The sequence below is a fragment of the Streptomyces sp. NBC_01481 genome, assembly GCF_026339995.1.
In the GTDB taxonomy this organism is placed as follows: Bacteria; Actinomycetota; Actinomycetes; order Streptomycetales; family Streptomycetaceae; genus Streptomyces.
The window spans coordinates 178,815-197,740 of the sequence record NZ_JAPEPT010000006.1; the positions used below are offsets into that span (position 1 = coordinate 178,815).

Consider the following 18,926-nt stretch of genomic DNA (forward strand, 5'->3'; position numbering starts at 1 on the left):
CTGGATTCTGTACCTACTAGTATGTACAGTCGGCCTATGAGCACCCCTGAACGGTTGATCGAGGCCACCCGTGAGCTGCTGTGGGAGCGCGGCTATGTGGGCACCAGCCCCAAGGCGATCCAGCAGCAGGCGGGCGCCGGCCAGGGCAGCATGTACCACCACTTCGCTGGCAAGCCCGATCTGGCGCTCGCGGCGATCCGGCGCACGGCCGAAGAGCTGCGCGCGAGTGCCGAGGCGGCGCTGGGCGTCGAGGGGACGGCGTACGAGCGGATCAGCGCGTACCTGCTGCGCGAGCGGGACGTGCTGCGCGGCTGCCCTGTCGGACGGCTGACGATGGACCCGGACGTCATCGCCGACGACGAGCTGCGTGCCCCGGTCGAAGAGACGCTCAGCTGGCTTCGCGGACGGCTCGCGGCAATCGTCCAGGAGGGCCGGGAGCGGGGCGAGTTGAGCACCGCGCTGGTGCCCGCCGAGATCGCGGCGACGATCGTCGCGACCGTGCAGGGCGGCTATGTGCTGGCCCGGGCCTCGGGCTCGACGGCCGCGTTCGACGCGGGCGTGCGGGGCCTGCTGGCTCTGCTGCGGACCAACGGGAGCAATTGATGCTGCCATGCAGTACGAGATCACATTAGGAGGTGAGACACTACGCGGTTGGGCAAGGAAGCCCAGTTCAGAGGGGCGGACAGCATGGCCGACACGATCGACCTGTACCTACGAAAGTCCCAGCGGGACAGACAGGGCGTCCATGCGCTGACCTTCCGCGCGCAAGAGGACCGTGGCCGACGCTGGGCCGCTGAGAACGGCTACACGGTCCGACAGGTCTGGAGAGACAACCTTTCAGCGTGGACCGACACCCATCGCCCCGACTTTGACCGGGCGCTAACGGCCCTCCGCGCCGACGAGACCGACGGCCTGTGGTGCTACGCGGGAGACAGGCTCACTCGCAAGGGATCAGACCTGGTCGCTCCGCTTCTCACCGCTGGCAAGCGGCTGATCTTCGATTACGAGCGGCTCGACTCCCAGGACCCGCCCGACCGACGGCGCATCATCGACCGGGCGGAGGAGGCACGGGAGTACAGCGACCTGCTCAGCTACCGAGTCCGTGGCACCAAGGAGCGCCAGCGCGAGGAAGGAGCTTGGCTGGGAGCCGCGCCGTACGGCTACCTCATCGCTGACGCGACGTCGCGCAAGCTCACCCACGACCCTGTCCGCTGGCCGGTCGTGCTCCGCATCTTCGCTGACACGGCAGAGGGCAAGTCGGCTCGCGCCATCGCCAGCGCCCTCAACGCCGAGGGCACCCTGAGCCCAACGGGGAAGACCTGGGGAGGCTCGCAGATTCACCGTATGGTCAGCTCCCCCGTGTACGAGGGTTGGCAGGCCGTGACCCGCGTCAAGGGTGGCCGCTCCGTGGCGTTCAGGGACACTGCGGGCAAGCGGGTGAGCATCCTCGCGGAGGGGGTCCTCCCTGTACCTCCTGACGTCGTCCAGCGGGCACGGCAAGTGGTCGCTGGACATGCCCGCGTAGGCGACGGAACGGGACGCCCCAAGCACTTGCTGAGTGGTCTGCTGCGCTGCGCCGGATGCGGAGGCGGGACGGCCATCCACGGACGCTCATACCGCTGCTACGGCTTCACGGTGGGCAAGCCTTGTCCCGCTCCGGCCAGCGTCATGCGGGCATACCTGGACGAGTACGTGTGGCGTCAGTGGCGCGCTGCTGTGCTGGCATCCGAACTGGACGACCCCAGCGAGCTGATGATGGCCGTTGCGGAACGCTGGCTGAAGCTGACACGGCCCACGGAGACGGCCGAGGCACAGGCTGCCGTAGCGGCCCTCAAAGCAGCGGAGGCCGCCCTTGAGCAACTCGCCAACGACCGTGCGGCGGGACTGTACGCGGGGGCTATGGGAAAGCACTTCCCCAGGCTGGTCGTGGAGGCGGAGGCCAGCCTGGCGGAGGCCCAGGAGCGGGTGAGCGAGTTCAGCGGGACGAGAGTGGACCTGACGATGTTCGATGATTTTGAGGTCCTGGATCGCTATTGGGACAAGGCAGATGGAGCGCTCCGCCGTGACCTCATCCGGCTGGCCATTGACCAGGTGACGATCACTCAGGGGACGCGTAGGGGGGCACCGTTCATTGGCGAGGAGCGCGTGACGATCAAGTGGGCTGGGGAGGTGACGGCGTGACTCTCACCCAGCCGGAACAGGATGCGGTCGATTCCGTCCTTGAAACCCACTTCCGCAGCGTTGAGGTGCGCGCGCTAATGGCCCGGCTGAACGACTTGTAGGGACGCCAGCACGGGGGAGACGCGTCGCTGGTCACCAGGAGCCGCGTGGAGCGCTGTGAGGCTCTCCTGGCTGCCTTGCAAGGTCACCCGGACGCCCTCGTACCCGACCCGCCGGAGGGCTGCCGCTGTAACCGCTGAGCCTCGCTGATGGGGCCCTCACCTGATCCTTGGGGTGGGGGCCTTTGGCATGCCTGCCCTGCGTCTCAGCGTCTCCTGACGCGTCAATACCTGTCCACATGGTGAGACTTTGGCCGGTTACGGCGGGAACCGAATGCCCCGGGGCGTGACCACGATTGTCCGGGACGGGCAGCGATTCGTCGTTGACCAGACGCCGCACGACGAAGACGGAAACCCCATCAATCCGCCAATGCTGCCGCCCACTTGACCACTGACCCTGCAGCGAATAGGGCCGTGCCAATCCCTGGCACGGCCCTCTGCCAGCGAAGCTCGCGTGCGTCACCAACTCAAGACTCATGGCGATTCGGGGCCGACGGGTCAACTCTTTCAGTAACCCTTCCCCACGCCATTACAGACCTTAAAGCCATAGCTTTTCGCCAAGGCTCGACCGTTTCTATTCAGGCTCTTATCATGCGCGGCGCACATTTGGGTTTGATAGACGACCGACGCAAGTTGTCACTATTCAAGCAACTGTCGAGGCTGGAGGAAGTCCGAGCCCGTAACTGTCCATGCGGAACAGCCAATGCTGATGTGGAAACTACTCGCGGCAAAGTATGGCCGAAAGGGCATCTATTCCCGAGCAGGTGACCCGCTTGGAATCCAAGCCCACGTCCTACGGAGTATTGCCCCCGAACCGGTAGCTGCCTAGCCGCTGCTTTGACGGCTGGTCTCGCAGGAGCTACGTCGACAGTCCGGTGGACGCGCGGGGCACGCACCACGGAGCTAGTTCCCATGCCAGCGTCCTCTTTGACGGGACGCCGGCGGTGTCCCCATGCTAGACGGTCCCGAACCTGCAGCGTGTTCCAGCCCGAGCCTCTCGAATAGCAACGGACCGGAGGAGTGGCGTACTACAAGGCTGGTCGATATGCGCGCGAGCCGCTTTGTGACGCTGTGGGGGGTTGCGGCAAACGGCGGCGGGAGCCTTTGCGGCGTCAGATGCGGCCGGTCTCGTGGGCCCACATGGCGACCTCGACGCGGTTTCGGGCGCCGAGCTTTCGCATGAGGCTGGCGAGGTGGGCTTTGACGGTGCTTGGGGTGATATGGAGCTCGTTGGCGATCTCATTGTTGGTGCGGCCTTGGGCTACAGGCACGAGGACTTCCTCCTCGCGGGCGGTGAGCGGTTCTATCGGCTGCCTTGGTGGTGGGGTCTGTGCGTGGGCGAACGCTGCGAGCAGTCGGACAGTCACGCTGGGTGCGATCAGTGCGTCTCCGTCGGCGGCGGCGTGGATGGCCTGGGTCAGCAGGGCGGGTCCGGCGTCCTTGAGCAGGAACCCGCGGGCGCCGGCTTTGAGCGCCCCGTGGACATACTCGTCGAGATCGAAGGTGGTGATGACCACGATCGGCAGGGGATCGGTGACGTCGGGGCCGGCGAGGCGTCGGGTGGCTTCGATGCCGTCCATCAGCGGCATTCGGATGTCGAACAGGCCGACGTCGGGGCGCAGCTGGAGCGCCAGGCGGATTGCCTCGCGCCCGTCGGCGGCCGCGCCGACCACTTCGATGTCGGGTTGGGCGTCGAGCAGCATCGTCAGCCCGGTGCGCACGATGGGCTGGTCGTCGGCGATGAGGACCCTGATGCTCATCGTGGCGTCCCGGTTCGGGGCAGGACCGCCTCTACCCGCCAGCCCCGCTCGGCGGCGGGGCCTGCGTGGAAGGTGCCGCCGAGCAGTGAGGCGCGTTCCCGCATCCCCACCAGGCCGTAGCCTGCTGGGGCGCGGCCGCCAGCGGCGGAGCCGTCGTCGTCGATGGTCAGCCGTACCTGGTCGGCGTCGCCTGTGACGGCGACGGTGACCTGGGTCGCGTGGCGGGCGTGCCGTCGAGCGTTGGTGATGGACTCCTGGGCTAGGCGGTAGATCGCGGCCCCGACCGCCGGGCTGAGGTCGTCGAACTCGCCGAATAGCGTCACCTCGACGCAGGGACGCGTCTGGCCATCGGTGGCGAGCTGCTCGACCTCGGCCACGCCGGGCTGCGGCGCGAACTCGGTGTCCTGTGTGGCGCGGAGCACGCCGACGATGGCGCGCAGCTCGGTGAGGGTGCGGGTCGCTGCGTCCTCGATGATGGCCAGGGCCTCGATGGCACGCTCGGGGTGGGAGGCCGCGATGGCACGTCCTGCTTGGGCCTGGATGGCGATGCCCGAGACGTGGTGGGCGACGGTGTCGTGGAGTTCACGAGCGAGCTGTTCGCGTTCGCGGGCCTTGGCTTGGTCGATGTCGCGGATGAGGATCTTCGTGTGATAGCGGATCGCGGCGCCGAGCGCGGCGGCGAACAGGAAGAACCCGTATGCTGCGACCGAATCCGCCAGGCTGGTTTTGTCGGCGACGTTGGTGATGGCCAGCCAGAGCAGGATGACGCCGAGGCCGCTTGCGGCTTCCCGACCGGAGCCCCACCGGAACAGGGCGTAGGCCAGGATCAGCGCCGCGGAGATGCTGTTCAGCAGGGCGCCTTGCGACCCGGTGAGGATTCTGACGATGTCGACGATTGTCAACGTGCCGAAGGAGACCGCAACCGCGACGAGCGGGTGCGTGCGTCGCCACAGCAGGGGGCCGAGGACCGCGAGCACCGCGAGTAGCAGCAGCGGGCGTGGCGCCAGGTCCTGGCGAAGCACCACTTCCAGCAGGGACCAGCAGATCAGTACTGCGACCAAGGCCCAGTCCCGCGGCCTCCGGTCCGGGGCATTCGTGGGTCGAGGTTCGGCCCACAGCGAGCGGAGTGCGTTGGTGGCCATCTGATCAGCCTAGGCGGCCCGCGTGCTCGGTGTATCCGCCGAAAGTACAAGAGCTCGGCTGTGCCAACGGCCAGGTCGAATCAGGCTCCGCGGCTGATGTGCCCGCCGCCGGCATCCGTGAAGGTGGAAGCACCCACCCAATCAAGCCAGGGAGCATTGTGATGAGAACGCCTCAATCCCATACCGCACTAGAGAATCCGCCGTCCCAGAGCACGCTGGAAGATCTGCGCATGCCCGTGCAGGCCAAGCTCGCAGCAGCATGGACCAGCTTCATGTTCCTCTACATCTACGTCGACTACCTCGCCCTGTACAAGCCCGGCTTCGTCGACGACATCCTGGCCGGCATCGTCCACGAGTTCGACATCGGTCCAACCTTTGTCGCCATTGCGCTCACGCTCATGGCCATCCCGATCCTCATGATCCTGCTCTCCGCGACACTGCCCGCCCGTGTCAACCGCACCATCAACCTCGTCGTAGCAACGCTCTACATCCCCGTCTCGATGTTCAACGCGGTAGGGGAGTCTTGGACCTACTTCTACTTCTACGGCCTCTCCATCGGACTCGAGGTGCTGCTCCTGGCCTTCATCCTGCGCTCCGCCTGGACCTGGCCACGCCGCATCGCATCACCGGCGACCCTGGCAGCCAGCCTCGACAGCGAGCCACTCCGCAGGCCGCAGCAGGCGTGACTGCCCGCCCCGCGCCCGACCATCCTTCGCTCGCGCCACCCGCGGGCACGGTCCATTCAGCGGTGACCTGATGGTCATGCCGGTGTGGCGATGCTCCAGGGATCGCCCAGAAAGGCGTTGCGTAGGGCTGTGAAGACCTCGACGCCGTGGGCTTTGGCCGTGGCGATGTAGGAACGGACGCGGCAGAACGCGGTGAGTCCTCGCATGCTGCGCCAGCTCCCGCTGATCTTGGCTTGGAGCTTGGCCATCCTGATCGCCTGCTCGGCTGGGTTGTTGGTCCACTCGACGTGGAAGTCCAGGGTGAAGTTGAGGACTTGATCGACTCGCTCACGCATCCGTTTCGCCAGCTTGTAGGCGTCGTGGCTGCGGCCGGCGGTCCCGGGGGTGTTCGCGTCGATGCCCTGCTGCGCGGTGTTGAGATACAGATCCCGCAGGCTCTGGCTCGTGGTCGTGGACAGGCCGGCCGCGCCCTGCGTGATCGCGGTGTCGACGGTGCGTCGTGCCTTCTTCAAGGTCTGGCGCATCTGCTCGGCCCACGCCTGATGTTCGGGGTCGGACTCCCACACGGCCTTGAGGTCGCGCAGCAGGTGAGCGCAGCACAGTTGCACCTGGGTGACCTTCCCGCCACGGGTGGGGTCGCTGTATTTGTGGTAGCCGTGCCAGTCATCGCGGATGAGCACTCCGGCGAAGCGCGGCAGGATGTCGAAGCCGTCCACGGCGGCGTGGCTGCGGGTCTGGTGCGCGCCGTACCAGATCTGAGCTATTCAGTATGGCGTCTCTCTCCGCGCCTTGTGTGGTTTGTAGGGGTGGATCGATGGTTAGTTGTACATCGCGTGCCAGCGTCGGCCCGATGTTCTCGATAAGGAAAACCAGCAGCATGGATCCGGGAATACGAGATCTGATGTCTGCGATCACGTAAGGCTGCACCTGTTCGCGCTGGGCGCGCTCTGTGAGTGCGTTCGCCCTCGCTGCGGCGGCTGTCTGCCTGTGGCTGTAGATGAAGGTCACGGCCGCCGATGGGACGGAGATCGCCAGGGCAACCAGGGCAATGACGGAGGATGCGTCCATAGTCCGAGGGCACGGAACCTGACTGACAGCGTCGGGAGCTTGGATCGGGGCGCGCCAGCTTCTGACTAATCGTCAGATGCAATGACTGGGGCTCATGCTCGGTTGAGAGCGCGGCTTTCGCCGTGTCCGGTCCAGCTTCCCCGGCGTACGCTCAGGGCATGGCCGCTGAGCACCTGGGCGACAAACTTGCCCGCCTTCGCCGACTGGCTGACCTCACTCAGGATGGTCTCGCCGAGCGATCTGGCGTGTCCGTCGACGTGATCCGCAAGCTTGAGCAACGGCGCAAGCACAGCGCCCGACTGCCCACCCTTCACGCGCTGTCCAAAGGGCTCGGTGTGGAGCTGACGGCACTGCTGGGAGACCCGCCGGGTGTTCCGTCCAATGGCGACCCTGAGCCTCCCGCGTTGGTCGCTGTCCGGCGCGCGATCATGCCGCCCCTGTTCGCTCCTCCGCCGGAGCCCAACAGCGCTGAACGCCTGTCGCTGGGCATCCTCCGCCGGGAGATCGCGGATGGGTGGACGCTGTACCACGATGCCGATTTCGGCCGCCTCATGGAGGTGCTGCCCGGCATCATCTCTGACGCTCGCCTGTCGGCTGCTGTGGGCACTGTCGGCGAAAGGGAGGCGGGCCAGGCAGCGTTGGGCAAGGCGTTGCAACTCGCCGGACACCTGGCCATCCGTTTAGGCAAGACGGACCTGGCGCTGTCAGCGCTGGAACGCGCCATGAACGCAGCGGAGCAGTCGTCCGACCCACTGCTGACTCCCATGGTCTCCAACTCGGTGGCCTGGAACTACCAGCGGCAGAACCGATTGGACGACGCGGAACGCCTTGCCGTGCACGCCGCTGATGGTGTCGAGCGGGATCACGCCGACACGGCGGAGGGAGTCCGTGTCTGGGGTGGGTTGCTCATGTCGGCAGCGACCAGCTACGCCCGAAGCGGGGATTACGACCAGGCGAATGAGCTCATGACGACGGCGGAGAATGCGACGCGCCGTCTGGCCACGCTGCCCGCTCCGGCGGACAGCAAGATGGTCTCGGTATTCAGCCGGTCGTCAGTGCGCATTGAGCGCGTCCGCCTCGCTGTCCAGCACGCTCGCCCCGAGGAGGCGCTGAGCCTTGCCCAAGGATTGCGACTGAGTGCTGACACGCCTCCTTCTTGGCGGACATGGCTCCTCCTGGACGTAGCGCGCGCTCATACGGACCTGGGGAATGCTGAGGGCGCTGTCCGTGCGCTGGAGAGGCTGTGTCAGATTGCCCCAGCGTGGATGCGTCATCACACCCTCGCTGTGGCCGTAGTCAGCGATCTGTGGTCGGGCCCCTCCAGGCCCCCGGGATTGCGCCGCCTGGCTGAGTTCCTGGGCATCGCCAACTAGGCCGCGAAAGTAGGCCGTTCCGTCCCTGTAGTCCCTCGCGGCATGGCGAGATCCTCAGCGCATCCGAGACACGGCGGAGGGTGCAAGCGATGGCGCGCAGTACGACCATGACAGCGGCAGTCCAGTTAACGGAGCCCTCCCAGGGGAAGCCCATTCCCGTGCCCGGCTGCGACGTCTGCCGAGCGCTGGCAGGACAGTGGGGCCAAGCGATGGAGGCCGGGTCTCCCGCCTACGACCCGTCGCACGCCACTGATCTGGCCGTGGAGATCCAGCGGCATCCCCACGGGAGGCACCGGTGACCCGCTCCGTACTGCGGTACGTCGACCACGTGATCAGCCACGTACCAGACGGCGGACTCATCGCGCTGATCACGTGCGTGGCGCATGGGTGCGGTGAGGCCAGCGGATCCCGGGATGATGCCGACGACGCTCAGGATTGGGCCCTTGCCCACGCTGGCCGGACAGGGCACGACCTGTTCCGGCGGGAGTACGTCGACCATGCCCGAGTGACCCGCACCGAGTAGGCCCCGTTCCCGCACGCTGCCCCAACTCCACCCCGACGGGGCTGGGTGCCGGCCGACTACGACATGGGGATCATCCGTGAGCGGGTCGCGACAAGGGGGCATCTCCTGGACGACTTCCCGGGGCTGGGGCTCAAGGCGTATCTGATGCGCGAGCGCGCCGACGGCTCCCCGGTGAACCAGTACGCGCCGTTCTATCTGTGGGCCGCGCCCGAAGGCATGAACGGCTTCCTGTGGGGACCGGGGTTCCAGGGCATCGTCAACGGCTTCGGACGTCCGGTCGTCCAGCACTGGACGGGGCTGGCATACGAAGAGGGACCCGCGTCCGGTGCCGTGCCGCGGACCGCGACACGCCGTCGGGTACGCCTGCCGGAGTACGACCCGCCCGCCGCGGCCGTGGAGCGGGCGCTGGAAGAGCATCGTCGTCTCGCGAGCGCGGACGGCGCGGTGGCGGTCGCCGTCGGCATCGATCCCCGGCACTGGGAGCTGGTGTACTTCGCGCTGTGGGCCGAGGACGCGCCCAAGGAGGTCGGCGATCCCTTCCAGGTGCTGCATCTGTCGGCCCCGCAGCGTGCTGAGCTGCCTCGCGGACGGCACTGGTGAGCCTCGTCCGAACAGTCCTAGACGGGACCTGCGAACTCGCGTTCCAGCCGCCGCCGTACGCGCTCCTCGTGGAAGAGGCGTCCCACAAGCGCTCCGCCGTAGACGACGAATCCGGCGCCGACGAGCCAGGACTGGATGACGAGCACGGTCCCGAACGGACCGTAGGTGACGGCGTTCGACGCGATCAGCGGCGAGAAGACCAGCTGTGAGAAGACCCGCAGACCCAGCATGCCCACGGCCGTGGCCACAGACCCGGGGAGCAGGGCGCGCCAGCGGACCCGGCCGCCGAGCAGCACGCGCTGCGAGACCCAGAAGAACAGGATGGTGCCGATGAGGTCACCCACGGCGTTGAATATCGTGACCGCGACCGATTGGGCCGACAGGGGTGTGTTGACGAAGGCCAGGAGGGCGAAGATCAGCAGGGCGAGCCAGACGACGTGCCGCCACATGGTGTGCCAGCGGGCGGTCGGCAGGTCCCAGACCTTCTCGTAGCCCGTCTGTACGGCAGCGCCGAAGGTCAGACCGAAGACGGTGAGCGCGGCGAGACCGAAGGCGGTCGTGCGCTGCAGCGTCGCGCCCGGCAGGCCGAACAGCCGCTGCACCTCGTCCTGGGAGGCTTCGGACACCCCCAGTGCCTGGCCCAGCCAGCGGGCGAAGCCCTGTCCGCTCGCCGGATCGGCCGCCGCGACGACGACGAGCAGCGGAACCAGCGTCAGAAAGCCCAGTGCGGCGAAGCCCATGGCACGGTGCATCAGCTCCATCTCGCGGCCGCGGTTCCAGGCCAGCCCAACCGGTGACGCAGCAATCCTGCGGCCCAGGTCGTGGAGCCGGTGCGCGTGGGAAGCCGCGCCGGAGGGCTTGTGGGTCATAGGTCCTCGACTACCCGGAAGTGCGTCGCCACGCTTCCATCGTGCCCCCGGTCGGGTGTTCCCGCCCGTGCCGCCGACTGGCTGCCGATCCGGCCGGGCCAGGTCGTGTACCCCGACGTCCTCCGTACCGTGTACACATACCTCAGGACCCCCTCGGCGATCAGCCGAGCGCGGCGAGCGGGTCGTCGAGAACCGGCTGCCAGGCCAACTCGGCGGCTCCGACCAGGCTGTTGTGATCCAGCGTGCAGGCCAGGATCGGCACCCCGCCGCTGCGCCCCCACAGACTGCGGTCGGCGACCACGGCGCGCAGCCGCTCGGGGTCGGCCTCGAGCAGATCGCGGTGCAGCCCGCCGAGGATGATGCGGTCGGGGTTGAGGATGTTGACCAGACCGGCGAGCCCGAGGCCGAGGCGGTCGATGAGTTCCTCGGCCGCGTTGCGTACGGCCGGGTCGTCGTACTCCGTACGCAGCAGCCGGAGGCACTGCTGGAGCAGTGAGACCTCGGGGCCGGGGTCGCGTCCCGCGGCGATGAGGAAGGCGAGCGGGTCGGCCTCGACGTCGAGGCAGCCGCGGCTGCCGCAGTGGCAGGGGCGTCCCTCCGGGTTGACGGTGAGGTGGCCGACTTCGAGAGCGAGGCCCGAACTGCCGGTGTGGAGACGGCCGTCGAGCACCAGGGCCCCGCCGACGCCGCGGTGGCCGGTGGCGACGCAGAGCAGATGCTGGGCGCCGCGGCCCGCGCCGTGGCGGTGTTCGGCGAGCGCCGCGAGGTTGACATCGTTGCCGGTGAACGCGGGTCCCTGGATGCCCGCCGCGCGGACCCGCTCGGCGAAGATGTCGCGGACGGGTGCCCCGGCGGGCCAGGCGAGGTGGAGCGGATTGAGCGCGGTGCCTTCCGGTTCGGCGACCGCGGAGGGCACGGCGAGGCCCGCGCCCACGCATCTGCGGCCGCTCGCGCGGAGCAGCGCCGCGCCCGCGTCGACGACCTCGCCGAGCACTTGGGCGGGGTCCTCGGAGACGGTGACGCAGCCGGGCGCGGTGGCGACGGTGCGGCCGCCGAGTGCGACGAGCGCGGCGCGGAATCCGTCGGCGTGCACCTGGGCGGCGAGGACGACCGGGCCCGCGTCGTTGACGGCGAGCCGGTGCGAGGGGCGGCCTTGGGATCCTGCGGCGGCGCCGGGCCGGGAGTCGACCCGGATCAGCCCGAGGGCTTCGAGTTCCGCGGCGACGGCGCCGGCGGTGGCGCGGGTGACGCCGAGCTCGGCGGTGAGGACGGCGCGGGTGGGGGCGCGGCCCGTATGAACCAGTTCCAGCGCGGGGCCGAGGGCGCCGCGGCCCCTCTCCAGCCTCGTTTTGATGGTTGTCGCCTTGCCGTTCATGGATGCGAGTCTCCCATGATCCGGAGGCTGAGCAGCCGCCTTGTCCGGATCGGCCTCCGGCCCCTATCCTGACTTTGTGCCGCTACTAAACAAACCAAGGACGGCCGTTCCCGGGAGGCCCGGCGCACCCATCGCCTCGCCCTCCCTGTCCCGCCTCCGTACCGCGCTGACCGTGTTCTTCGCCCTCGACGGCTTCCTCTTCGCCGGCTGGGTCGTCCGCATCCCCGCGATCAAGGAACAGACCGGGTCGTCGGCGAGCGATCTGGGGCTCGCCCTGCTCGGTGTCTCGGCGGGTGCGGTGGTGACGATGACGCTGACCGGTCGGCTCTGCCGCCGCTACGGCAGCCATCCGGTGACCGTCGTCAGCGGTGCCCTGATGTCGCTGAGCATCGCCCTCCCGCCGCTGACGCATTCGCCGCTCGCGCTGGGCCTGGTGCTGCTCGTCTTCGGGGCCGCGTACGGCGGGGTCAATGTCGCGATGAACAGCGCGGCGGTCGATCTGGTCGCGGCCATGCGGCGGCCGGTGATGCCCAGCTTCCATGCGGCATTCAGCCTCGGCGGCATGATCGGCGCGGGTCTCGGCGGACTCGTCGCGGGCGGGCTTTCCCCCACCGCGCATCTCATCGCCCTCACGGCGATCGGCCTGCTGGTCACCGCCGCCGCAGGACCCGTGCTCCTGCGCCACCCGGCGCCGGTCACCGAGCACACGGCGAAGGGCCCGGGGAAGGACCCGGCACCGCGCAGGCTCAAGGGGCGTACGCGCCGGATCGTCGTCGTCTTCGGCGTGATCGCGCTCTGCACGGCGTACGGAGAAGGGGCGATGGCCGACTGGGGCGCGCTCCACCTCGAACAGGACCTGCACGCCCACGCGGGCATCGCCGCCGCCGGATACTCGCTCTTCGCGCTCGCCATGACCGCCGGCCGGCTCTCGGGGACGGCCCTGCTGGAACGGCTCGGCCAGACCCGCACGCTGGTCGCGGGCGGCACCACGGCGGCTGCCGGCATGCTGCTCGGCGCCCTGGCACCCACCGTGTGGCTCGCTCTGCTCGGCTTCGCGGTGACCGGGCTGGGACTCGCGAACATCTTCCCGGTGGCCGTGGCCAGGGCGGGCGCACTCGCGGGACCCGGCGGCGTCGCGGCCGCGTCGACGCTGGGCTACGGCGGGATGCTGCTCGGCCCGCCCGCGATCGGCTTCCTCGCCGACTGGTTCTCGCTGCCCGTGGCGCTGACGACCGTGGCCGCTCTCGCCGGTGGCGCGGCCCTGATCGGGTACTCGGCACGAAGGATGTCCGTACCCCAGGGCCGCTGAGTACGCCGGGGACGCGGTTTCCGGGGCCGCGCCGTACCTCTGCACCGCGCTGGTGGTCTCCGTGCTGATCCAGTCGCTCGCGCTCGGACTGTTCGTACGACTGCTCCGGGGACACCCGCACCCCGCGCACCCCCAGGGAGCGTGAGCGCGGTGGCACAATCTGGAGCATGGAGACCGCCCGGCTGATCAAGTTCCTTGTCCACGACGGCCAGTTGCTGGCGGCGGCTGCCGTCGAGGCGGGCCCCGACGCGATGGTGCCGACCTGTCCCGGCTGGCAGGTGCGGGACCTGCTGCGGCACGTCGGGATGGTCCACCGCTGGGCGACCGCCTTCATCACCGAGGGCCATACCGATTACCACCCTGCCGAGGAACGGTCCGACCTCGACGGCGAGGCGCTGGTGGAGTGGTTCCGGGAGGGACACGGGCTGCTGGTGGCGGCGCTGAGCGAGGCGCCCGCGGACCTGCGGTGCTGGACCTTCCTGCCCGCGCCGTCGCCGCTCGCCTTCTGGGCCCGGCGGCAGGCGCACGAGACGGCGATCCATCGCACGGACGCCGAGTCGGCGCTGGGCGGCACACCGAGCCCCGTGGCCGCCGAGTTCGCCGCCGACGGCATCGCCGAGCTGCTGACCGGCTTTCACGGCCGCTCCCGCAGCCCAGTGCGCTCCGAGGCCCCGCGCTCACTTCGCGTACGGCCGGTCGACACGGATGATGTGTGGACCGTATGGGTGTCCACCGACGTGCCCCGTACGGAGCCCAGCGAAGAGGGGCCCGCGGACTGCGAGTTGAGTGGTATCGCCGAGCAGCTCTATCTGACGCTGTGGAACCGGCTGCCACTGTCCGCCGTGTCCGTCGCGGGCGAGGCGGACCTCGCCCAGCTGTGGCGTGAGATGTCCGCGGTCACCTGGTCCTAGGGCCTGCCGTTGACCGGATCAGGCTGTCGGGTTCGCCAGCATCCGGGAGAGCACGGCACGCTGCAGCGGCTGCACCTCGGTGTGCCGGGCCCGGCCCGCCTCCGTGAGTGCGACCCGCACACCGCGCCGGTCCTCGCTGCACATCCCGCGGGTGACGAGGCCGTCCTTCTCCAGCCGCGCGACCAACCGTGACAGGGCGCTCTGGCTCAGATGGACCCGGGACGCGAGCTCCTGCACCCGGAACGAGCAGTCGCCGTCCCCGGTCTTCTCGGCGAGCACATCGAGGACCTCGAAGTCGCTGGCGCCGAGCCCGTGCCGGTGCAGCTCGCGGTCGAGCTCGCAGATCGTACGGGCATGCAGCGCGAGGACCTCCCGCCACTCGTCCACGAGCGCTCGCTCGGACTTCTTCGCCGCCATGACGGCACGGTAGCAGAAAAGACGGACTTTGTTGCATCGGAATTAAATGCATTTGCATTCAATGCATGCGCATGTACTGTCCTGCTCATGACCTCTCCGCTCACCGTCCCCGTAGCGCAGGAGCGCTGGAGCCCGCGACTCTGGGGCACTCTGCTCGTGCTCTGCGCGGCGATGTTCCTCGACGCCCTCGACGTATCGATGGTCGGCGTCGCCCTGCCCTCGATCGGGACCGATCTCGATCTCTCCACCTCGACCCTGCAGTGGATCGTCAGCGGCTACATCCTCGGATACGGCGGCCTGCTGCTCCTCGGCGGCCGCGCCGCCGACCTGCTCGGCCGGCGCCGGGTGTTCCTGATCGCGCTCGCCGTCTTCGCGCTGGCCTCGCTCCTCGGCGGGCTCGTCGACTCCGGGCCGCTGCTCATCGCCAGCCGCTTCATCAAAGGCCTGAGCGCCGCGTTCACCGCGCCCGCCGGACTCTCCATCATCACGACAACCTTCAAGGAAGGCCCACAGCGCAACCGCGCGCTGGCCATCTACACCACCTGCGCGGCAACCGGCTTCTCCATGGGCCTGGTGCTGTCCGGGCTGCTCACCGAGGTGAGCTGGCGCCTGACGATGCTGCTGCCCGCGCCCATCGCCCTGATCGCGCTGCTGGCCGGCATCAAGCTGATCCCGAAGAGCAGCCGCGAAGACTCCGGAAAGGGATACGACCTGCCGGGCGCCGTCACCGGCACGGCCTCGATGCTGCTGCTCGTCTTCACCGTCGTCCAGGCCCCCGAAGCGGGCTGGGCGTCGGCACGCACCCTGCTGTCCTTCCTTGCCGTGGCCCTGCTGCTCACCACCTTCGTCATCATCGAACGGCGCAGCTCGCACCCGCTGATCCGGCTGGGCGTGCTGCGCTCGGGCAGCCAGATCCGGGCCAACCTCGGCGCGGCCTTCTTCTTCGGCTCGTACGTCGGATTCCAGTTCCTCGTCACGCAGTACATGCAGTCCCTGCTGGGCTGGTCGGCGCTCCAGACGGCACTCGCCTTCCTTCCGGCAGGCGCCCTGGTAGCACTCTCCTCGACGAAGATCGGCTCGGTCGTGGACCGGTTCGGAACGCCGCGTGTGATCGCCGCCGGCTTCAGCCTGCTGGTCGTCGCGTACGCGCTGTTCCTCCAGATCGACCTCACACCGACCTACGCGGCCGTGATCCTGCCCTCGATGCTGCTGCTCGGCGCGGCCTGCGCCCTGGTCTTCCCCTCGCTCAACATCCAGGCCACCAGCGGCGTGGAGGACCACGAGCAGGGCATGGTCTCCGGCCTGCTGAACACCTCGATCCAGGTCGGCGGGGCGATCTTCCTTGCCGTTGTCACCGCGGTGATCACGGCGGGCGGTGGCACGGACCGCTCCGCGCAGGCGGTGCTCGACAGTTTCCGGCCGGGCCTGGTGGTGGTGACCGCGATCGCGGCGGCCGGGCTGCTGATCACGGTGACCGGTCTTCGTACGCGCCGCAGCGGACCGACCGTCCTGGTGGCGAAGTCCGTACCGGAGACGGAGCTAGAGCGGGTGACGGTCGGCGACTGACCGGGACCGTGCTCAAGAGGGCGGCGGCCGACGGGAGTTCTTGCCCGTCGGCCGCCGCCCTGTGACACTCCGTGCATGGGGCGACGGACACAGGCGGAGCGGGACGCGATCACGGTGGAGATCGGCTTTGCTGTCGTCACCGGGTTCCTGGTGGGCGGACTGACGTTCCTGGCGATCGCCGGACCGATGATAGTGATCCCGATGTCGTCCGACACCGAGCGCCGACTCGTCCTCGCGGCCGCCGTGGCCGGCCTGGCCGTCTTCGTCGTACGCGTCGTGCACGTCCTGTGGCGCTTTCCCGGCGGGCCGGGCAAAACCCGTCAGCCGAGCCAGCCCGGGCGCACCAACCCCGACTCGTAGGCCAGCACGACCAGTTGTGCCCGGTCGCGGGCGCCGAGCTTGACCATCGTGCGGCTCACATGCGTCTTGGCGGTGAGCGGGCTGACCACGAGTCTGCGGGCGATCTCCTCGTTCGAGAGGCCGATGCCGACGAGGGCCATCACCTCCCGCTCCCGTTCGGTGAGTTCGCCGAGAACCTCGGCGTCCGTGGGTGCCTTGGAACGAGCCGCGAACTCCGCGATGAGACGACGCGTCACGCCCGGGGAGAGCAGAGCGTCGCCCTGCACCACCGCCCGTACCGCACGCAACAGTTCCTCGGGCTCCGTGTCCTTCACCAGGAAGCCCGAGGCTCCGGAGCGGATCGCATCGAAGACGTACTCGTCGAGCTCGAAGGTGGTCAGCATCACCACCTTCACCTCCCCGAGCTGCTCGTCCTCGGTGATTTTCCGAGTGGCGGCGAGACCGTCGAGCTCCGGCATCCGGATGTCCATCAGCACGACGTCGGGGCGCAGTTCACGCACCAGCCTCACCGCCTCCTCGCCGTCGGCCGCCTCGCCCGCCACCTCGATGTCCTGCTGGGCATCGAGCAGCGCGCGGAAGCCTGCCCTCACGAGCAGCTGGTCGTCGGCGAGCAGTACGCGGATCACATCGTCTCCTTCGGCTGCACAGGGAGGTCGGCCAGCACCCGGAAGCCACCGTCCGGCCGTGGTCCCGCCTCGATCGTGCCACCCAGTGCGGCGGCCCGCTCCCGCATTCCGATGAGGCCGTTGCCACTGCCGCCCACGTCCGAACGGGTGGCCGGGCCGTCGTCGTCGATCCGCAGACCGAGCCGGCCCGGCGCGTACGCGATCCGCACGCGCGCGGTGCGTGATCCCGAGTGGCGTACGACATTGGTAAGGGCCTCCTGGACGATACGGAAGGCGGCGAGATCGGTGCCGGGCGACAGCGCGGTGCGCTCCCCCTCCGTCTCGATCTCCACGCTCAGTCCGGCGCCGGCGGCCTGTTCGACGAGTTCGGGGAGCCGGTCGAGTCCGGGCGCGGGCGCCCGCGGGGCGTCGCCCGGCGTACGGAGCGTGTCGAGGACCTGGCGCACCTCGCCCAGCGCCTCCTTGCTGGCCGCCTTGATGGTGGTGAGCGCGGTACGGGCCTGCTCCGGATTGGTGTCGAGCAGCGCGAGGCCCACGCCCGCCTGCACGTTGATGACCGAGATGGAGTGGGCGAGGACGTCGTGGAGTTCACGGGCGATCCGCAGGCGCTCCTCGTCGGCGCGGCGCTTCTCGGCGGCGGCGCGCTCGGCGCCCTCACGGGCCCACACCTCACGCCGTACGCGGACGAGCTCCGAGGCCGCGAGGACCGCCACCACCCAGGCGAGGACGACCAGTTCCTGCCCCCACGGCGCCGCGTCGTCATTGCTCGGTGGCAGATACTCGTACAGCCAGTGCGCGATCAGCAGATGTCCTGCCCCGAGCCCGCCGACGGCCCACCAGGCGGCACGACGGTGCCCGGAGATGACGGCCGCGAAAGCGCCGACGGCGACGCTGAGGAAGACCGGGCCGTAGGGGTAGCCGGCGCCGATGTAGATGAGCGCGATCGCGCAGACGCCGAATACGGAGGCGACGGGCCGGCGGTTGCGCAGCAGCAGAATGGCCGGACCGGCCAGCAGCAGCACGTGCGCGAAGGCGTCGATCGGTTCACGGTCCGGCTGGCCGTGCGCGGCGAAGCTCGACCCCACCATCGCGAACACGGCCAGGGCGATCGTCGAGAGCCAGGGCACCTTGCCGGTGCTGCGCCGGGCTTCCCAGCGACGCAACGGCGGCGGTGGTCCGCCACCTCGCGCCCAGGGGGGACCACCGCAGAAGCGGGTGCGCTGCTCATCCATACGGCCACGCTAGACCGGGCCGGGCGGCCCGGGCGTCAGCCCGGCGTGGCGATCACACGTACTCCCTGTGCAGTACGCGACGTGCAGTACGCGACCTGCCTCAGGGCCGCACACCCCGCAGACCGACCTCGTGCGCGAGGCGGGCCACAGCATGGACAAAGAAGTCGTCCCTGTGCTCGACGACACGGTTGAACTGGCCGAAGAGCTCGAAGGAGATCAGCCCGAACAGCTGCGGCCAGGCGCTCACCAGGGCCACCACGACGGCCGGCGGCAGATCGGGCGCGACGGTGGCGGTGAGGCGGTGGGCTTCAGGGCGCAGCTCCTCGGCGAGCGGGGGCAGCGCAATGCCGTTCGCGCGGTGGGCGTCACGGGCGATCGAGATCATCGCGAGTCCGACGCGGGAGGCGGGTCCGACGGTGTCCATGGGGGCGGAGTAGCCGGGGACCGGGGAGCCGTAGATCAGCGCGTACTCATGGGGGTGGGCAAGGGCCCAGGCGCGGACGGCCGAGCACAGCGCGACCCAGCGGGCCGGGTGATCCTGGGGGTCGGGGGCGTCGGCCAGTGCGGTCTCGGCCGCTGCGCCGACGGCGTCGTAGGCGTCGACGATGAGGGCGGTCAGCAGGTCGTCGCGGCTGGGGAAGTAGCGGTAGAGGGCGGAGGAGACCATGCCCAGTTCGCGGGCGACGGCGCGCAGGGAGAGCTTGGAGGCACCCTCTGCGGCGAGCTGTCTGCGGGCCTCGTCCTTGATCGCTGCGGTGACTTCGACTCGGGCTCGTTCCCTGGCACCTCGGATGGTGGTCATGGCTCGCAGTCTTTCATGTTTCGGAGCA

General features: G+C 69.1%; 18 protein-coding genes. 9 read left to right on the forward strand and 9 right to left on the reverse strand.

From position 1 onward, the window contains the following. Positions 1 to 21 precede the first annotated feature (21 nt). Complete coding sequence (locus OOK40_RS30620) at positions 22 to 603, forward strand: TetR/AcrR family transcriptional regulator (protein WP_266488017.1); 582 nt, start codon at positions 22 to 24, stop codon at positions 601 to 603. 84 nt (positions 604 to 687) lie between these two features. Then, complete coding sequence (locus OOK40_RS30625) at positions 688 to 2,181, forward strand: recombinase family protein (RefSeq protein WP_266488019.1); 1,494 nt, start codon at positions 688 to 690, stop codon at positions 2,179 to 2,181. Between the two features lie 1,210 nt (positions 2,182 to 3,391). Here OOK40_RS30625 and OOK40_RS30630 read toward each other — a convergent pair. Continuing rightward, positions 3,392 to 4,039 (reverse strand): response regulator transcription factor, encoded by a 648-nt coding sequence (locus OOK40_RS30630; RefSeq protein WP_266488021.1) that lies wholly within the window; start codon positions 4,037 to 4,039, stop codon positions 3,392 to 3,394. Then, entirely contained in the window at positions 4,036 to 5,181 is a 1,146-nt protein-coding gene (locus tag OOK40_RS30635) for a sensor histidine kinase (protein WP_266488023.1), read from the reverse strand. Before OOK40_RS30635 ends, OOK40_RS30630 begins: the two co-directional genes overlap by 4 nt. 230 nt (positions 5,182 to 5,411) lie before the next feature. Here OOK40_RS30635 and OOK40_RS30640 point away from each other — a divergent pair, with 230 nt between their 5' ends. Then, on the forward strand, positions 5,412 to 5,867 hold the full coding sequence (locus tag OOK40_RS30640; RefSeq protein WP_217505176.1) for a DUF6326 family protein: 456 nt from the start codon (positions 5,412 to 5,414) through the stop codon (positions 5,865 to 5,867). Positions 5,868 to 5,941: 74 nt separating this feature from the next. Here the strand turns inward: OOK40_RS30640 and OOK40_RS30645 are convergent, their stop codons facing one another. Further along, positions 5,942 to 6,631: a transposase gene (locus OOK40_RS30645; RefSeq protein ID WP_323136138.1), complete on the reverse strand. Its 690-nt coding sequence runs from the start codon at positions 6,629 to 6,631 to the stop codon at positions 5,942 to 5,944. Positions 6,632 to 7,093: 462 nt separating this feature from the next. Between OOK40_RS30645 and OOK40_RS30650 the strand changes: the two genes are divergently transcribed. After that, positions 7,094 to 8,308, forward strand: a complete 1,215-nt coding sequence (locus OOK40_RS30650; RefSeq protein WP_266488030.1) for a helix-turn-helix domain-containing protein — start codon at positions 7,094 to 7,096, stop codon at positions 8,306 to 8,308. Between the two features lie 568 nt (positions 8,309 to 8,876). Further along, positions 8,877 to 9,431: a DUF4865 family protein gene (locus OOK40_RS30655; RefSeq protein WP_266488032.1), complete on the forward strand. Its 555-nt coding sequence runs from the start codon at positions 8,877 to 8,879 to the stop codon at positions 9,429 to 9,431. 17 nt (positions 9,432 to 9,448) lie between these two features. Here the strand turns inward: OOK40_RS30655 and OOK40_RS30660 are convergent, their stop codons facing one another. After that, entirely contained in the window at positions 9,449 to 10,300 is an 852-nt protein-coding gene (locus tag OOK40_RS30660; RefSeq protein ID WP_266488035.1) for a YhjD/YihY/BrkB family envelope integrity protein, read from the reverse strand. Between the two features lie 160 nt (positions 10,301 to 10,460). Further along, on the reverse strand, positions 10,461 to 11,675 hold the full coding sequence (locus OOK40_RS30665) for an ROK family protein (RefSeq protein ID WP_266488037.1): 1,215 nt from the start codon (positions 11,673 to 11,675) through the stop codon (positions 10,461 to 10,463). Positions 11,676 to 11,751: 76 nt separating this feature from the next. On the opposite strand from OOK40_RS30665, the gene OOK40_RS30670 reads away from it, so the two are divergent. Both OOK40_RS30670 and OOK40_RS30675 read left to right on the forward strand, forming a co-directional pair. Further along, a complete protein-coding gene (locus OOK40_RS30670; RefSeq protein WP_266488040.1) occupies positions 11,752 to 12,984 on the forward strand; it encodes an MFS transporter in 1,233 nt (410 codons plus the stop codon). A gap of 167 nt (positions 12,985 to 13,151) precedes the next feature. Continuing rightward, on the forward strand, positions 13,152 to 13,895 hold the full coding sequence (locus OOK40_RS30675; protein ID WP_266488042.1) for a maleylpyruvate isomerase family mycothiol-dependent enzyme: 744 nt from the start codon (positions 13,152 to 13,154) through the stop codon (positions 13,893 to 13,895). Positions 13,896 to 13,913: 18 nt separating this feature from the next. Here OOK40_RS30675 and OOK40_RS30680 read toward each other — a convergent pair whose 3' ends face one another. Continuing rightward, positions 13,914 to 14,312: a MarR family winged helix-turn-helix transcriptional regulator gene (locus tag OOK40_RS30680; RefSeq protein ID WP_266488044.1), complete on the reverse strand. Its 399-nt coding sequence runs from the start codon at positions 14,310 to 14,312 to the stop codon at positions 13,914 to 13,916. Between the two features lie 87 nt (positions 14,313 to 14,399). Here OOK40_RS30680 and OOK40_RS30685 point away from each other — a divergent pair, with 87 nt between their 5' ends. Both OOK40_RS30685 and OOK40_RS30690 read left to right on the forward strand, forming a co-directional pair. Further along, positions 14,400 to 15,878: an MFS transporter gene (locus OOK40_RS30685; RefSeq protein WP_266488045.1), complete on the forward strand. Its 1,479-nt coding sequence runs from the start codon at positions 14,400 to 14,402 to the stop codon at positions 15,876 to 15,878. 75 nt (positions 15,879 to 15,953) lie between these two features. Continuing rightward, positions 15,954 to 16,238: a DUF6332 family protein gene (locus tag OOK40_RS30690; protein WP_266488047.1), complete on the forward strand. Its 285-nt coding sequence runs from the start codon at positions 15,954 to 15,956 to the stop codon at positions 16,236 to 16,238. Here OOK40_RS30690 and OOK40_RS30695 read toward each other — a convergent pair. The 3 genes from OOK40_RS30695 to OOK40_RS30705 all read right to left on the reverse strand — a co-directional run bounded on the left by OOK40_RS30695 (position 16,199) and on the right by OOK40_RS30705 (position 18,898). Then, the gene (locus OOK40_RS30695) at positions 16,199 to 16,864 is read right to left on the reverse strand and encodes a response regulator transcription factor (protein ID WP_266488049.1); all 666 of its coding nucleotides are present in this window, start codon (positions 16,862 to 16,864) and stop codon (positions 16,199 to 16,201) included. The genes OOK40_RS30690 and OOK40_RS30695 overlap by 40 nt on opposite strands. Next, positions 16,861 to 18,096, reverse strand: coding sequence for a sensor histidine kinase (locus tag OOK40_RS30700; RefSeq protein ID WP_266488051.1), 1,236 nt, complete (start codon positions 18,094 to 18,096; stop codon positions 16,861 to 16,863). Before OOK40_RS30700 ends, OOK40_RS30695 begins: the two co-directional genes overlap by 4 nt. Positions 18,097 to 18,196: 100 nt before the next feature. Continuing rightward, positions 18,197 to 18,898, reverse strand: coding sequence for a TetR/AcrR family transcriptional regulator (locus OOK40_RS30705; protein WP_266488052.1), 702 nt, complete (start codon positions 18,896 to 18,898; stop codon positions 18,197 to 18,199). Between the last annotated feature and the right edge of the window lie 28 nt (positions 18,899 to 18,926).

What these genes read in the sequence shown, in the direction of transcription:
- OOK40_RS30635 (WP_266488023.1), bottom strand. Translation starts at nt 5,181, where the DNA reads ATGGCCACCAACGCACTCCGCTCGCTGTGGGCCGAACCTCGACCCACG.
- OOK40_RS30680 (WP_266488044.1), bottom strand. Translation starts at nt 14,312, where the DNA reads ATGGCGGCGAAGAAGTCCGAGCGAGCGCTCGTGGACGAGTGGCGGGAG.
- OOK40_RS30620 (WP_266488017.1), top strand. Translation starts at nt 22, where the DNA reads ATGTACAGTCGGCCTATGAGCACCCCTGAACGGTTGATCGAGGCCACC.
- OOK40_RS30625 (WP_266488019.1), top strand. Translation starts at nt 688, where the DNA reads ATGGCCGACACGATCGACCTGTACCTACGAAAGTCCCAGCGGGACAGA.
- OOK40_RS30665 (WP_266488037.1), bottom strand. Translation starts at nt 11,675, where the DNA reads ATGAACGGCAAGGCGACAACCATCAAAACGAGGCTGGAGAGGGGCCGC.
- OOK40_RS30705 (WP_266488052.1), bottom strand. Translation starts at nt 18,898, where the DNA reads ATGACCACCATCCGAGGTGCCAGGGAACGAGCCCGAGTCGAAGTCACC.
- OOK40_RS30640 (WP_217505176.1), top strand. Translation starts at nt 5,412, where the DNA reads ATGCCCGTGCAGGCCAAGCTCGCAGCAGCATGGACCAGCTTCATGTTC.
- OOK40_RS30650 (WP_266488030.1), top strand. Translation starts at nt 7,094, where the DNA reads ATGGCCGCTGAGCACCTGGGCGACAAACTTGCCCGCCTTCGCCGACTG.
- OOK40_RS30685 (WP_266488045.1), top strand. Translation starts at nt 14,400, where the DNA reads ATGACCTCTCCGCTCACCGTCCCCGTAGCGCAGGAGCGCTGGAGCCCG.
- OOK40_RS30660 (WP_266488035.1), bottom strand. Translation starts at nt 10,300, where the DNA reads ATGACCCACAAGCCCTCCGGCGCGGCTTCCCACGCGCACCGGCTCCAC.
- OOK40_RS30700 (WP_266488051.1), bottom strand. Translation starts at nt 18,096, where the DNA reads ATGGATGAGCAGCGCACCCGCTTCTGCGGTGGTCCCCCCTGGGCGCGA.
- OOK40_RS30690 (WP_266488047.1), top strand. Translation starts at nt 15,954, where the DNA reads ATGGGGCGACGGACACAGGCGGAGCGGGACGCGATCACGGTGGAGATC.
- OOK40_RS30675 (WP_266488042.1), top strand. Translation starts at nt 13,152, where the DNA reads ATGGAGACCGCCCGGCTGATCAAGTTCCTTGTCCACGACGGCCAGTTG.
- OOK40_RS30630 (WP_266488021.1), bottom strand. Translation starts at nt 4,039, where the DNA reads ATGAGCATCAGGGTCCTCATCGCCGACGACCAGCCCATCGTGCGCACC.